Origin of the sequence: Nocardioides sp. (genome assembly GCF_035503875.1) — a bacterium.
Taxonomy (GTDB): Bacteria; Actinomycetota; Actinomycetes; order Propionibacteriales; family Nocardioidaceae; genus Nocardioides.
In genome coordinates this window covers 23,849-38,032 of record NZ_DATJTA010000049.1, presented here as the reverse complement: position 1 = coordinate 38,032, position 14,184 = coordinate 23,849, and the positions used below count along the sequence as shown (strand labels likewise).

Annotated in this window: 11 protein-coding genes; all 11 read right to left on the bottom strand. The window is 72.5% G+C overall.

Going from position 1 to position 14,184, the window contains the following annotated elements:
• Nucleotides 1-158: 158 nt before the first annotated feature.
• The 11 genes from VMF51_RS11465 to VMF51_RS11415 all read right to left on the bottom strand — a co-directional run bounded on the left by VMF51_RS11465 (nucleotide 159) and on the right by VMF51_RS11415 (nucleotide 14,166).
• The gene (locus VMF51_RS11465; RefSeq protein WP_325474560.1) at nucleotides 159-2,072 is read right to left on the bottom strand and encodes a hydantoinase B/oxoprolinase family protein; all 1,914 of its coding nucleotides are present in this window, start codon (nucleotides 2,070-2,072) and stop codon (nucleotides 159-161) included.
• Nucleotides 2,069-4,192, bottom strand: a complete 2,124-nt coding sequence (locus VMF51_RS11460; RefSeq protein WP_325474559.1) for a hydantoinase/oxoprolinase family protein — start codon at nucleotides 4,190-4,192, stop codon at nucleotides 2,069-2,071. Before VMF51_RS11460 ends, VMF51_RS11465 begins: the two co-directional genes overlap by 4 nt.
• A gap of 230 nt (nucleotides 4,193-4,422) precedes the next feature.
• Nucleotides 4,423-5,088 carry a lysophospholipid acyltransferase family protein gene (locus tag VMF51_RS11455; protein ID WP_325474558.1) on the bottom strand — a complete coding sequence of 222 codons (666 nt, stop codon included), beginning with the start codon at nucleotides 5,086-5,088 and terminating at the stop codon, nucleotides 4,423-4,425.
• A gap of 71 nt (nucleotides 5,089-5,159) precedes the next feature.
• A complete protein-coding gene (locus tag VMF51_RS11450) occupies nucleotides 5,160-5,510 on the bottom strand; it encodes a hypothetical protein (RefSeq protein ID WP_325474557.1) in 351 nt (116 codons plus the stop codon).
• On the bottom strand, nucleotides 5,507-6,919 hold the full coding sequence (locus VMF51_RS11445; protein WP_325474556.1) for an amidase: 1,413 nt from the start codon (nucleotides 6,917-6,919) through the stop codon (nucleotides 5,507-5,509). Before VMF51_RS11445 ends, VMF51_RS11450 begins: the two co-directional genes overlap by 4 nt.
• A gap of 7 nt (nucleotides 6,920-6,926) precedes the next feature.
• On the bottom strand, nucleotides 6,927-7,568 hold the full coding sequence (locus tag VMF51_RS11440) for a carbon monoxide dehydrogenase subunit G (RefSeq protein ID WP_325474555.1): 642 nt from the start codon (nucleotides 7,566-7,568) through the stop codon (nucleotides 6,927-6,929).
• Nucleotides 7,565-9,958, bottom strand: coding sequence for an aerobic carbon-monoxide dehydrogenase large subunit (cutA, locus tag VMF51_RS11435; protein ID WP_325474554.1), 2,394 nt, complete (start codon nucleotides 9,956-9,958; stop codon nucleotides 7,565-7,567). The genes VMF51_RS11440 and cutA overlap by 4 nt, the downstream gene beginning before the upstream one ends.
• Nucleotides 9,955-10,446: a (2Fe-2S)-binding protein gene (locus VMF51_RS11430; RefSeq protein ID WP_325474553.1), complete on the bottom strand. Its 492-nt coding sequence runs from the start codon at nucleotides 10,444-10,446 to the stop codon at nucleotides 9,955-9,957. The genes cutA and VMF51_RS11430 overlap by 4 nt, the downstream gene beginning before the upstream one ends.
• Nucleotides 10,443-11,279, bottom strand: coding sequence for an FAD binding domain-containing protein (locus VMF51_RS11425; protein ID WP_325474552.1), 837 nt, complete (start codon nucleotides 11,277-11,279; stop codon nucleotides 10,443-10,445). The genes VMF51_RS11430 and VMF51_RS11425 overlap by 4 nt, the downstream gene beginning before the upstream one ends.
• Entirely contained in the window at nucleotides 11,276-12,634 is a 1,359-nt protein-coding gene (locus VMF51_RS11420; RefSeq protein WP_325474551.1) for a uracil-xanthine permease family protein, read from the bottom strand. Before VMF51_RS11420 ends, VMF51_RS11425 begins: the two co-directional genes overlap by 4 nt.
• Nucleotides 12,635-12,891: 257 nt before the next feature.
• The gene (locus tag VMF51_RS11415; protein WP_325474550.1) at nucleotides 12,892-14,166 is read right to left on the bottom strand and encodes a PucR family transcriptional regulator; all 1,275 of its coding nucleotides are present in this window, start codon (nucleotides 14,164-14,166) and stop codon (nucleotides 12,892-12,894) included.
• Nucleotides 14,167-14,184: the final 18 nt, after the last annotated feature.

The following is a 14,184-nucleotide window of genomic DNA, read 5'->3' as shown; positions in this document are numbered from 1 at the left end:
AACCTCGCCCGCCGCCGCTGCCAACGACGACCCCGCACACACCAGATCGAAGAACCTCGACCGGACCACGTCCGGCACACGCTTCCTCGGCACCACAACACCTCCATCAGTCGGTGTTGCTTCGACCAGCTGAATCCGCCCGTGCCGAACGTCAGGGACTATCCGGGCAGGTCGACCGCCGCGTGCGCGGCACCCCCGGCCAGCTGCGCGTAGCCCGGGCCGCGGTCGAAGAAGGCCGCGGCCGCGGCCGGGCGGGCCGCGCGCTCGGCGGCGGTCGCGGAGGCGTCGTACGACAGGTCGTCGGTGGCGACCGAGCCCGTCAGCACGACGCCGTACGACGCCAGCGCGGCCTCGGGCGAGACCTTGCGCCACACCACGTCGCGGACCACCAGCTCGGGGTCGCGCTGCAGCGGGTCGCCCCAGCCGCCGCCACCCGTGGTCCGGATCCGGACCACCTGGCCGGCGCGGATCGGCTCGGCGTCGGCCAGTGCGTCGACCTCGCGCTCCTCGGGGCCGCCCGGGTCGATGACGACCTGGAACGGCGCGCCCGCGAGCCCGCCCTTGACGCCCCAGCAGGCCAGGATCGACCGGTCCGCGATGGACATGAAGTGGCCGTCCTTGAGCATCCGGATGTGCTTCTCGTAGCCGAGGCCGCCACGGAACTGGCCCGCTCCCCCGCTGTCGACGGCCAGCGAGAGCGACTCGACCCGGAACGGGAAGCGCGCCTCGGTGAACTCGGTCGGGAGGTTGCGGCTGTCGGGGACGACGTGGATGGTGTCCTCGCCGTCGGCGTAGTAGCGGCCGCCGGAGCCGCCGCCGAGCACCTCGCGCATGAGGTACGGCCGGCCGTCGAGGTCCTCGCCGTACACGCCGGTGTAGCGGATCGTCTCCTGGTCGGCCGGCATCCGCCCGTCGACGGCCTTGGCGACCACGCCGGCGAGCACGCCCAGCAGCCGCAGGATCACGAAGGTGCGGGCGTTGGTCGGTGCCGGGAAGACCGGCGTCAGCAGCGTGCCGGGCTCGGGGAACCGCATCTCGATCAAGGGGATGATGCCCTCGTTGACGTCGAGCTCGGCCATCCGCTCGGGCGACTCCGCGAGGTTGCGCAGGATCGGCGCCAGCCACTTCTTCAGGAAGACGCCGTCGCTGTAGTCGCCGCAGTGGTTGATCGGCCCCTTGGCCTGCGGGCCGGTGCCGTCGAAGTCGAGGATCAGCCGCTCGCCCTCGGGGTCGTCGGCCGCGGTGCGGGTCAGGGTGATCCGCTGGGTGTGCAGCTGCGGCTCGTCGACGCCGTCGTGCTCGGCGTAGTCCTCCCAGGTCCAGGAGCCGACGGGGATCTGGCTCAGGATCTCGCGGCGGTACGTCGTGGTCGTGCGGTCGATGATCGCGTCGAAGCACGACTCGACCGTCTCCACGCCGTACCTGTCGAACAGCTCGCCGAGCCGGCGCGCGCCCATCAGGCAGGCCGAGCACTCGGCGTCGAGGTCGGCGGCCAGCGACTCGGGCATCCGGCTGTTGCGGGTCATGATCGACAGCGCGGCCCGGTTGGGCACGCCCGCGTCCCAGAGCTTGATCGGGGGGACCATCAGGCCCTCCTCGAACACGCTCGTGGCGTTGGAGGGCATCGAGCCGGGGACGGCGCCGCCGATGTCGTCGTGGTGGCCGAAGGCCTGCACGAAGGCGACGACCTTGCCGCCCGAGAACACCGGGACGGTGACGCACAGGTCCGGCAGGTGCCCGATGCCGCCCTCGGACTGGTAGACGTCGTTGTGGAAGAAGACGTCCCCCTCCCGCATCTGCTCGATCGGGAAGTCGCGGGCGACGGGGTGCACGAGCGCGGAATACGACCGGCCGGTGAGCTTGCGCAGCAGCCGGTCGTGGATGCCGGCGCGGAAGTCGTGGGCGTCGCGGATCATCGGGCTCCGGCTGGTGCGCGCGATGGCGGTCTCCACCTCCATCTCCACACTGGCCAGCGAGCCCTGGACGATCTCGACGAGCACCGGATCGGCGGAGGCCCCGCGGTCGTCGGTCAGGAAGCCGAACGGGAACTGGGTGGGCGCGCGGCGGCTCATGCGTCGACCTCTCCATCGAGACGGGTGATGATCAGGTTGAGGTACTCGTCCACGCGGGCCGAGAAGCCGGGGTGGACCGGGACGGTCGAGCCGAACTCCTCGACGATGGCGGGGCCGGTGACGACCGTGCCGGGCGGGAGGTCGGTGCGCTGGAACAGCGGGGTGTCGACGTACCCCTCGGCGGGGTCGAAGCAGACACTTCGCGTCGGCTCGGCGGTGGTTGAGGTGCGAGCGGAGCGAGCCCCCACGGTGGTTGAGGTGCGAGCGGAGCGAGCCTCGAAGCCCTCGTGCCGCTTGATCTCCGGCCGCGTGATCGGCCCGATGCCGGAGACCCGGAGGTTGACCCACTCGACCTGCTGGGTGGGGTCCCCGGCGAAGTCGTAGCCGTACGTCGCGCGGTGCTCGGCGTGGAACGCGGCGGCGACCGCCTCCGGGTCGAGCGGGCCGGCCTCGACCGGGACCCGCACCTCGAAGGCCTGGCCGAAGTAGCGCAGGTCGGCGGTGCGCGCGAAGACGTGCTGCTCGGGAGCGAAGCCCTCGCCCGTCAGGGCGGTGGCCGCGCGGGCGGTGAGGTCGTCGTACACCCGCTCGACGGCGGCGGGGTCCAGGTGCTCGGCGAGCGCGACGTGGGTCTGCACGTAGTCGTTCTTGACGTCGACGGTGAGCAGGCCGAACGCCGAGACGTTGCCCGGGTTGGGCGGCACCAGCACGGTCTCCAGTCCCAGCACGTCCATCAGCCGGCACAGCAGCAGCGAGCCGGAGCCGCCGAAGGTGACCAGGGCGAAGTCGCGGACGTCGAGGCCGCGCTTGACGGTGACCTGGCGCAGCGCGTTGGCCTGGTTCCAGGCGGAGATCTCCAGGACGCCGGCCGCGCACGCCTCCGGCGTGAGGCCGAGCTCCTTCGCGAGCGCCTCGACGCCCGCACGGGCGGCGTCGACGTCGAGCGGGATCTCGCCGCCGAGCAGGTGGGGTGGGATCCGGCCGAGGACGACGTGGGCGTCGGTGATGGTGACCTCGGTGCCGCCCTTGCCGTAGCAGAGCGGGCCGGGGTCGGCGCCCGCCGACTGCGGGCCGACCTTCAAGGTGCCCTCCGGCGAGAGCCAGGCGATGGAGCCGCCGCCGGCCCCGACGGTGACGACGTCGATCATCGGGATCTTGCTCGGGAACGCACCGACGCTGCCCTCGGTCGTCAGCGTCGGCTCGCTGTCGATGACCACGCTGACGTCGGTCGACGTACCGCCGCCGTCGCTGGTGAGGACGCGGTCGAAGCCCGCGACCTTGGCGATCAGCGCGGCGCCGAGCGCACCCGCGGCGGGACCGCTGAGCACCGTGGTGATCGGCTGGTGCACGACCTCGGCCGCGCTCAGCACGCCGCCGTTGCTCTTCATCACGTAGAACGGCGGGCTGCCGTACGTCGTCAGCCGGTCGGCGATGTTGCGCACGTACGCCGAGAGCCGCGGCTTGACCGCCGCGTCGACGAGGGTCGTCATCGCGCGCTCGTACTCGCGGTACTCGCGCAGCACCTCGCTGCTGATGCTGACGACCGCGTCGGGGTGCTCCTCGCGCAGGATCTCCAGCATCCGCAGCTCGTGGCGCGGGTCGGCGTACGCGTGCAGGAAGCAGACGCCGAGCGTGCTGATGCCGCGGTCGCGGAACCAGCGGGCCGTCTCGCGCGCCCCGGCCTCGTCGAACGGGCGCACCTCGGCGCCGGTCGGGTCGAGCCGGCCCTCGACGCCCTTCACCAGGTCGCGCGGGACGATCCGGTCGGGCTTCACCCAGAAGTAGGAGTTGCCGTACCCGTCCGGCACCGACTGCCGGGCGATCTCCAGCATCGCCTCGTAGCCGGCGTTGGTGATGAACCCCAGCCGGTCGACCTTGCCCTCGAGGAGCTGGTTGGTGGCCACGGTCGTCCCGTGGCTGACCGCCTCGACGCTGTCGTCGGACGCGCCGAGCAGGTCGAGCACCTTGGCGATGCCGGCCAGGAAGCCGTCCGCGGGGTTGCTCGGTGTGGACGGGGTCTTGGTGGTGACCAGCTCCCCGCTGTCCTCGTCGAGGGCCACCACGTCGGTGAACGTGCCCCCGGTGTCGATCCCGATCCGGATCCGCCGGTCATCAGCCATGACTCGATCCAACCGGTCCGACCCACTTCCGGCCACCGGCGCATCTTGCTGCGAAGAGCCCGTTTCGTTGGCACTTCTTGCCACCCGACCCCGACTCCACCCACGCTGGTTGAGGTGCGAGGGCCTCCCAGGCCCGAGCCTCGAAACCCGGTGAGCCGACAGTCGGCCGCAACCGACGTCAGGCGTCGGCGGCCCGCTCCCTTCGATACAGCCCGCTCGTCCCTCGCGGGCTACTCAGGACGAGCGTTGTAGACGCCCGCCTCCTCCTGGCCCGACAGGGCCTGGATGGCGGTCATCACCTCGTCGGTCAGCTCGCGGCGGGCGCGTCCGAGCGGCTTGCCCTCGAACCGTCCCTCGACCTGGATCGGCTCGCCGAAGTCGACCGTCACCGGCACGATCCGCGGGAGCCGGGCGTCGATCGGCTGCAGCTTCTCGGTGCCGCGCAGGCCGACGGGGACGATCGGGCAGTTGGCGGTCAGCGCGAGGTGGGCGACGCCGGTGCGGCCGCGGTAGAGACGGCCGTCGCGCGAGCGGGTGCCCTCGGGGTAGATCCCGAACGCCTCACCCCGGCCGAGCACCTCCAGTGCGGTGTCCAGGCTGGCCAGCGCGGCCTTGCTGTCGTCACGGTCGACCGGCAGCATCCCGATGCCCTCGAACCACAGCCGGCTGATGGTGCCCTTGACCCCGGTCCCGGTGAAGTAGTCCGACTTCGCCAGGAACGCCACCTTGCGCGGCACGATGATCGGGATGACCAGGGAGTCGGCGAAGCTCAGGTGGTTGCTCGCCAGCAGGACCGGACCCGTCGCGGGGATGTTCTCCAGCCCCCGCACCGTCGGTCGCCACAGCGCCTTGGCCGTGGGGGCGACGACGGTGTGGATCACCGAGTAGACGTCCATGCGGGACAGCATGGCGGTTACCGGTCGGTCAACTGACTTCGCGTATCAGGAGGTGGGCGATCGGACCCGCCTCAGGCGAGCAGCTCGGCGGCCCGCCGGGTGGCCTCGGCGGTGGCCGGATCCCCGGCGGCGTCGTACGACGTGGCGGCGTCGAGCAGCTCCGCCCGCTCCCGGTCGACGATCGCGCGCTCCTCCGCGTCGCTCAGGACCCGGCGCGCCGCCTCCCCCGCGCCGAGTCCGGCGACGGCACCGGCGACGTGCTCCGAGGAGGCCTCCGCAAGCCCCGGCTCGACCGGGACGGCCTCGGCGTTCTCGAGCGCGGCGATGGCCGAGCGCAGCGCGGCGGCACCCGTCCGGTCGCGGTCGAGGCGGGCGCGGGTCAGCCGGGCACGCAGGTAGGCGCGCAGCGCGGAGTCGGTCACGACCCGGAGGCTACCGAGGCCGCCTCGAACGCCGCCGCCACCTCGAGCAGCCGCCGGTCGGCCCCGTGCGGGGCGACGAGCTGGACGCCCACGGGCAGACCCGCCGGGGTCCGCCCGGCGGGCACCGAGATCGCCGGGCAGCCGGTGACGGTGATGAGGTACGCCGATCGCATCCAGTCCAGGTACGTCGCCTGCACCCGGCCGTTGATCTCCGCCGGGTACTCCTGGTCCGCGGGGAACGGCGGCACCTGCGAGACCGGCAGCGCGAGGACGTCGTACTCCTCGAAGAAGAGCCGCATCCGCTCCGCGATCGTCGTGCGCTGGGTGTAGGCCCGGGCGACGTCGGCGCCGCTGAGTCCCTCGCCGAGCCGGATGTTGTCGGTCAGCGACGGCTTCAGCTCGCCCGGGTGCTCGGCCAGCAGCGAGCCGAGCTTGGCCTGCAGGTGCCAGGCGCGCAGGGTGCGGAAGGTGTCGTCGGCCTCGCGCAGGTCGGGGTACGCCGCCGCGACCCGGGCGCCCGCGCCGGCGAACGTGGCCGCCGAGGACTCCACCACCGCGGCGACGTCGTGGTCGACCTCGAAGACGCCGCCGAGGTCGACGCTCAGCGCGACCCGCAGCCCGGCGAGCGCGCCGGTGCCCGCCGGCAGCGGCCGGGAGAAGGTCGGCCCGGGGTCGCCGAGCGCGAGGGGGGTCCGGGGGTCGGGACCGGCGAGCACGCCGAGCAGCAGCGCCACGTCGTCCACCGTGCGCGCCATCGGCCCGCCGGTCGAGGTGGTCTCCCACAGGTTGTAGAGCGGCCACTCCGGCACCCGGCCGAGGCTCGGGCGCAGCCCGACCACGCCGCAGAACGACGCCGGGTTGCGCAGCGAGCCGCCCATGTCGGAGCCGTCGGCCAGCGGCACCATGCCCGCCGCCAGCGCCGCCGCCGCTCCCCCGCTGGAGCCGCCCGCGCTGCGGGACGGGTCGTGCGGGTTGCGGGTGGTCCCGAAGAGGCGGTTGAAGGTGTGCGAGCCGGCCGCGAACTCCGGCACGTTGGTCTTGCCGATCAGGACCACGCCCGCGCGGCGTACCCGCTCGACGATCAGTTCGTCCTCGTCGGGGACGTGGTCGGCGAAGATCCGGGAGCCGTACGTCGTCCGCCACCCGGCCGTCGCGTGCGTGTCCTTCACCGCGAAGGGCAGGCCGTGCAGCGGACCCAGCCGTCCGCCGGTGGCCTGGTGGCGGTCGGCGGCCTCCGCCCCGGCCCGCGCCCGGTCGACGTCGAGGTTGACGATCGCGTTCAGCTCCGGGTTGCGCCGATCGATGCGCTCCAGGTGCAGCTCCAGCAGCTCCCGGGCCGAGATCCGCCCCTCCCGCACTGCCGCGGCCATCGCGCGGGCGGAGGAGTCGGGGGTGACCTGGTGGCTCACCGGACGGTCACCGCCGCCGCCCGAACACCGAGCCCACCACCACGCCCAGCACGACCAGGCCGGCGCCGACGGCGATGCCCTTCAGGAAGTCGTCGGGCGACGAGGCCTTCGCGGGGGCGCTGAAGACGGCGTTCGCGGGGGCCGCGGCACCGGTCGACACCGGGGCGCCTCCCTGCTCGGCCGCCGGCGCCGGCGCCGACGCAGGGGCCGCCGGCGAGGCGATCGCCGTGCCGACGTTGCCGAAGAACTCCCCCGCCATCCGCTTCGAGACGCTGGTGAGCATCCGCTGGCCGACCCCGCCGACCATGCCGCCGACGGTCGCGTCCGCGTCGTACGACACCTGCGTGCCGCCGTCGACCTCGGCGAAGGACACCTCGACGCGCGCGTCGACCGTGCCCGGCGCGCCGGAGCCGGAGAGCGTCATCACCAGAGACTCGTGCGGGACCAGGTCGGTCAGCGAGCAGGTGCCGGCGTAGGTGCCCTTGATGGCGGCGACGCCGGCGGTGACGGTCATGTCGTAGGCGTGCTCGCCCGTCGCCGCGAGCCGCTCGCAGCCGGGGATGGTGGCCACGAGGACCGCCGGGTCGAGCAGTGCGTCCCAGACCCGGTCGACCGGTGCCTCGATGACGTTGGAACCCTGGATCTTCACGCGGAGTGCTCCTGTCGCAGGTGGAAGAGCTCGGACGGCGAGATCGGCATGGCCGAGATCGTGATGCCCTCGGCGTCCTCGATCGCGGCCGCGAAGACGGCGGCCGACGGGATCACGCCCGCCTCGCCGGCGCCCTTGATGCCGAGCGGGTTGAGCGGGGACGGCGTCTCGAGGTGGTCGATGTCGATGCCGTCGGGGATCTCGGTGACGTACGGCATCAGGAAGTCCATGAACGACGCGTTCTGCAGCTGGCCGCTCTCGTCGTACGCCATCCGCTCGTAGAGCGCGCCGCCGACCCCCTGGGCGACGCCGCCGTGGATCTGGCCCTCGACGATCATCGGGTTGATGAGGTTGCCGCAGTCGTGGACGACGGCGTACTTCAGGATCGTGATCTCCGCCGTCCGCGGGTCGGTCTCGACGATCACCGCGTGCATGCCGGAGGCGAACGTCGCCCGCTCGGGGCTGTAGAAGTCGCGCCCCTCCAGGCCCGGCTCGTCGTCCTCGGGCACCGGCGGCTTGCCGGGGTCGCCCACGGAGAACTGGGTCGCCGCCTTGGACGCCTCGTCGAAGGCGTAGCGCAGCGGGTTGGAGAGCACCGAGACCGTGCCGAGGTCGAGCGAGCTGCCCGGCGAGCCCTTGACGCTGACGACGCCGTCGACGATCTCCAGGTCCTCCTCGGCCGCCTCGAGCGCCTCGGCGGCGATGCGCAGCACCTTCTCCTTGGCCCGCTTGGCGGCCAGGTGGATGGCCGAGCCGCTCATCACGGCGGCGCGGGAGGCGAAGGTGCCGACGGCGTACGGCATCCGCCGGGTGTCGCCGGTGACGACCTCGACGTCCTCGAACTTCACGCCGAGCTCGTCGGCGACCAGCTGCGCGAACACCGTCGCGTGACCCTGGCCCTGGGTGGTCAGGCCGGTGGCGACCTTGACCTTGCCGGTGGTCTCGATGTGCACGTGCGCGCCCTCGTAGGGGCCGACGCCGGTGCCCTCGACGTAGCAGGCCAGGCCGATGCCGACCCGCCGGCCCTGCGCGGCCATCTCCGCCTGGAACGCCGGGAACTCGTCCCAGCCGACCAGCTCCTTGAGCTTCTCCAGCGAGGCCGGGTAGTCGCCGGAGTCGTACTCCAGCTCGCGGCCGTCCTGGAAGATCAGCCCCTGGTCGTAGGGGAACTCGTCGGGCTGGATGAAGTTGGCGGCGCGCACCTCGGTGCGGTCCTTGCCGAGGTACGCCGCGATCGCGTCCATCGTGCGCTCCATGACGAAGCAGCCCTGCGGCCGGCCGGCGCCGCGGTACGGCGTGACCATCACCGTGTTGGTGTAGACCGACTCGAAGACGACCCGGTAGACCGCCGGCTTGTACGGGCCGAGCAGCTGGGTCGAGGTGATGATCGGGACGATCAGGCCGTACGGCGTGTACGCGCCGTGGTCGTGCCAGAACGCCACGTCCAGCCCGAGGAGCCGGCCGTCGTCGTCGAAGCCCACCTCCACGTGGTGGACCTGGCCGCGCTCGTGGGCGCTGGAGACGAAGTGCTCGCGCCGGTCCTCGGTGAACTTCACCGTGCGGCCCAGGGTCCGCGCCGCCAGCGGGACGAGCAGCTCCTCGGGCCACGGGTGGTTGATCTTCACGCCGAAGCCGCCGCCCACGTCGGGCGTGATCACGTCGACCTGGCCGAGGTCGAGGCCCAGCTTCACCGCGACCACGGCGCGCACGCCGGTCGAGGACTGGGTCGAGGTCCACACCTGCATCCGGTTCGTGTCCGGGTCCCAGCGGGCGACCGTGCCGCGGCCCTCCATGGGCGTGCAGGCGCTCCGCTCGATCGTGAGGTCGAGCTCCAGCCGGTGCGGCGCGGCCGCGATCGCGGGCTGCGGGTCGCCGGTCGACTGCTCCATCCGGGCGCCGACGTTGCCGGGCACGGTGCCGTCGGCGTCGTCGTGGACCAGCCGGTCGGCCGCGCGGGCGGCCTCGATGCCGACGACGGGCGGCAGCACGTCGTACGTCACCCGGATCGCCTCGAGCGCGTCCTCGGCGACGTAGCGGTCCTCCGCCACGACGAAGGCGACGGCCTCGCCGGCGTAGTTCACCTCGTCCTTGGCCAGGGCGTACTGCGTGCGGCCGTGGGTCAGCGTCGGGTGCGGGATCAGCAGCGGCAGCGGCTCGGCCATCCGGCCGCTGAGGTCGTCGTACGTCCAGACGGCGTGCACGCCCTCGATGTCGAGGACCGCCTCCACGTCGATGTCGACGATCCGGGCATGGGCGTGCGGGCTGCGCAGCACCGCCGCGTGCAGCGTCGCTGCGTCGACGGCCACGTCGTCGACGTACCGGCCCTGGCCGCGCAGGAACCGCTGGTCCTCGACGCGCTGGACCCCCTGGCCCATCAGCTTGGTGGTCATGCGTCGCCCTCCGAACCCAGCTCCGCCGCGCGTTCGACCGCCTTGACGATGTTCTGGTAGCCCGTGCAGCGGCACAGGTTGCCGGCGACCATCTCGCGGCACTCCTCGTGGGTCGGCGTCGGGTTGTCCCGCAGGCCCGCGGTGATGGTGGTCAGGAAGCCCGGCGTGCAGAAGCCGCACTGCAGGCCGTGACACTCCGCGAAGGCCTGCTGCACGTTGCCGAGGCTCCCGTCGGGCTTCGTGAGGCCCTCCACGGTGGTGATCTCCTGGCCCTGCACGCTCACCGCGAAGAGCAGGCACGCCCGCACGGGCTGCCCGTCCAGCAGCACCGTGCACGCGCCGCACACGCCGTGCTCGCACCCGACGTGGGTGCCGGTCAGGCCCAGGTCGTGACGCAGCGCGTCCGAGAGCAGCCGGCGCGCCGGGATGCTCAGCTCGTACGACGCGCCGTTGACGCTGAGCCGGATCTCGTGCCGTTCCTCGCTCATGAGTCCTCCGGTGATCGAGCTTGTCGAGATTCCATCGCCGACTGAACCACCCGCTCGGTGAGCACCCGCACCAACTCCGAGCGGTACGTCGCGGTCGCGTGGATGTCACCCTGCGGGTCCAGCTGCGCGAGCGCTGCCTCCCCGCGCTCGCCCGCCGGCACGCCGGTCAGGTCGACCACGGTCGGCACGTCGCTGACCGACACGAAGCCCGCCCGCACCGACTCGCCGTCGGCGAGCGCCGCGACCCCGCACAGGGCGTAGTCGCCGTGGCGTCGGGCGATCTCCTCGAACGCCACCCCCGCCCCCGCCGGCAGCGCGGGGAAGAACGCCGAGAGGGCGATCTCGTCCGGCGCCAGCGAGGACTCCAGCGGCCCGAGGAAGAGGTCGGCGGCGGCGATGGTGCGCCGTCCGCGCACCGACGCCGCCTCGACCGAGCCTCCGAGCAGGGTCAGCACGACCGGCATCTCGGCGGCCGCGTCGGCGTGCACGAGCGATCCGACCGTGGTGCCACGGTTGCGGATCGTCGCGTGGGCGACGTGACCCAGGGCGAGGCTGACGAGCGGCTGCGAGCGTCGTACCTCGGCCGAGGCGAGGACCTCGGCGTGCCGGGCCAGCGCCCCGACCCGGACCCCGGCCTCGGACACCTCGATGGTGTCGAGGCCGGGCAGGCCGTTGAGGTCGACCAGCGCGCTGGGCCGGGCGAGCCGCATCGACAGCAGCGGCACCAGGCTCTGACCGCCGGCCAGCACCTTGGCGTGCGGGTCGGCGGCCAGCGTCGCGAGGGCCTCGTCGAGCGTCGTCGGACGGTGGTACGCGAACGGTGCGGGCTTCACAGGTTCCGGGTCACCTCGCCCGAGGTCGTGCTCTTGTTGCGGGCGACCAGGTGGTAGTAGACGATCACGACGATCGTGCCGAGCGCGATGCCGGTGAGCTGGAAGTCGTCGGTGATCTCCAGCGTGACGTTGCCGACGCCGATGATGATGCCGGCGGCCAGGCCCACCAGGTTCACGGGGTTGCCGAAGTCGACGCGGTTGTCGACCCAGATCTTGGCGCCGACCAGGCCGATCATGCCGTAGAGGACCACGGTGATCCCGCCGAGGACGCCGCCCGGCGTCGCGTTCACGATGGCGCCGAACTTCGGGCACAGGCCGAGCAGGATCGCGACGACGGCCGCGGCGTAGTACGCGGCGGTCGAGTAGACCTTGGTGGCGCTCATGACGCCGATGTTCTCGGCGTACGTCGTGGTCGGGCTGCCGCCGAACAGGCTGGCCAGCGCGGTCGCCGCGCCGTCCGCCCCGATCGCCCGGCCCATGTAGGGGTCGAGGTCCTCGCCGGTCATCTCGGCGACGGCCTTGACGTGGCCGGTGTTCTCCGCGATCAGCGCGATCACGCCGGGCAGCACCAGCAGGATGAAGGTCAGCGAGAAGCTCGGACCGTGGACGACGTCCACGCCGTCGGCCAGGGTGCCGCTCGGCAGGCCGATCCAGTCAGCGGCCTTCACGCCCGCCCAGGTCACCCGGTCGTGCTCGGTGGCCTCGGTCGCGCCGCCGAGCACCGAGGTGATCGGGCCGAAGACGCCGTCGAAGAGCCACGAGACGAGGTAGCCGAAGATCAGCGCCAGCAGCACCGCGATCCGCGACCAGAAGCCGGGCAGCAGCACCGCGGCGATCACCATGAAGGTGGCGGTCAGCAGGGCGACCCACTGGTCCTGGGGCCAGTACGTGTTGGCGACGACCGGCGCCAGGTTGAAGCCGATCAGCATGACGACCGCGCCGGTCACCGCGGGCGGCAGGATCTTGTGGATCATCCCCGCGCCGGCGAAGTGGACCAGGACACCGATCAGCAGCAGCACGAGGCCGGCGACCAGGATCGACCCGGTCACGTCCGCCGAGTCACCACCCTGGGCGCGGATCGCCACCACGCCGCCCACGAAGGAGGCGCTGGTGCCGAGGTAGCTGGGCACCTTGTTGTTGCACACCAGCAGGAACATGATCGTGCAGATGCCCGAGAACATGATGGCGAGGTTGGGGTCGAGCCCCATCACCAGCGGGAAGACGAACGTCGCCCCGAACATCGCCACGACGTGCTGAGCCCCCAGGCCCACCGTCTTGCCCCAGCTCAGCCGCTGGTGTGGCGCGACGGCCACTCCCGGCTCTGGATCGACCTTCTCCCATGAGAACAACGACATGCCCGAACCCCTCCCTCACCGGCGGTCCGCGACCGCAGAGGAACCACAACGTAGTGATCCCTATGACACACCCTCGACGGCCACTCCTGCCGAAGGAACACCGGATCCGCTGGCACCCTTTGTGAGAAGTCGACAGCCGCAGCTCCCCTGCGACCCCCCCCCGCAACGCCGACCCGGCGTGAGTTTTGCTGCCGACCCGGCGCGAGTTCGCGCCGGGTCGGCAGCAAACTCACGCCGGGTCGGCATCTGGGGTGGCGTCAGGGGGCGGCGATCTCCAGGACGCGGAGGGCGACGGCGACGTCGAGGCGCAGGTGCGGGTCGGAGGAGAGCGGGCCGAGGAGGCGTTCGAGCTTGGCGACCCGGTAGCGCATCGTGTTGTAGTGGAAGAACTGCACGCGCGCCGCCTCGGCGACGTTGAAGTTCGTGTCCAGCAGCACCTGGAGGGTCTCGCGCAGGTCCACCGCCTCGGTCGTGTCCTCCGCGAGCGGGCCGAGCACGTCGCGGGTGAAGGCGTGCAGCTCGCGGTCGTCGGTGATCAGCGCGATCAACCGGTGCAGACCGAGCTGGTCGAAGAACGTGGTCGAGCCGCCGCCGTGCACCCGGCGCCCCACCTCGACGGCGCGCCGCGCCTGGGCGTACGCCGCCGGCAGGTCGTCGAGGTCGAGGGCCACCCGGCTCACCCCGACCGAGAACGGCCGGCGCCCGCCGCCCTTGTCGCCGGCGACCGCCGTCACCACGCGCCGTACGACGGCCTCCCCCGCGACCGCCTCGCCGGAGTCGGGTGAGACCGGGAGCAGGCTGACGACCTCGGAGGAGAAGTCGACGCACGGGATGCCCGTGTCGACGGTGCGGTCGACCTGCCGCCAGGCCGCGGCGAACCGCTCCTGCCACAGCCGGCGGACCGCGCGCGCCACCGGTCCCTCGTCCGGCCCCGGCGGGTCGATCTCGGCGGCGACGACCACGACCGGTCGGCGCAGGTCCCAGCCGAAGGTGTCGGCGTGCTCGGCGACGTACTCCTCACCACCGGCGCGGTGCAGGAAGACGTCGCGCAGGAAGTCGCCCTGGTACTTGTTCTCGACCGCGGCGACGGCCTGCTCCCGGATCATCACCAGGGCGGCGACGGCCGCCGCCCGCTCGAGGGCGTGGACGTCGTCGGACGAGATCGGCGCGTCGGGCCGGATGCAGACCAGCCGGGCCAGGTCGGTGCCGGCCGCGGCGACCCGCAGGGTCCGGACCTGGCCGGCGCCGACGGGTGCGCCCTGCCCGCCGATCCGCTCGACCCGGAGGCGACCGGTGGGGTCGATCAGGTCGTGGTCGGCGAGCTGGTCGCGATGGTCCGGCGTGAGCGCCCCGGCCCGCTCGCGGCCGTCGGTCGAGGTCACCACGACCCCCACCTCGAGCACCCGCGCGACCTCGGCGGCGATCCCCCGCAGGTCCCCACCTTCGAGCGCGATCTGGGTGAGTCCGGTGTGCAGCGCGTCGACGCGGGCCAGCGCCTCGGCGGCTCCACCCTCACCGGTACCTATCAACATGTGCACCCTCCTGGGGAG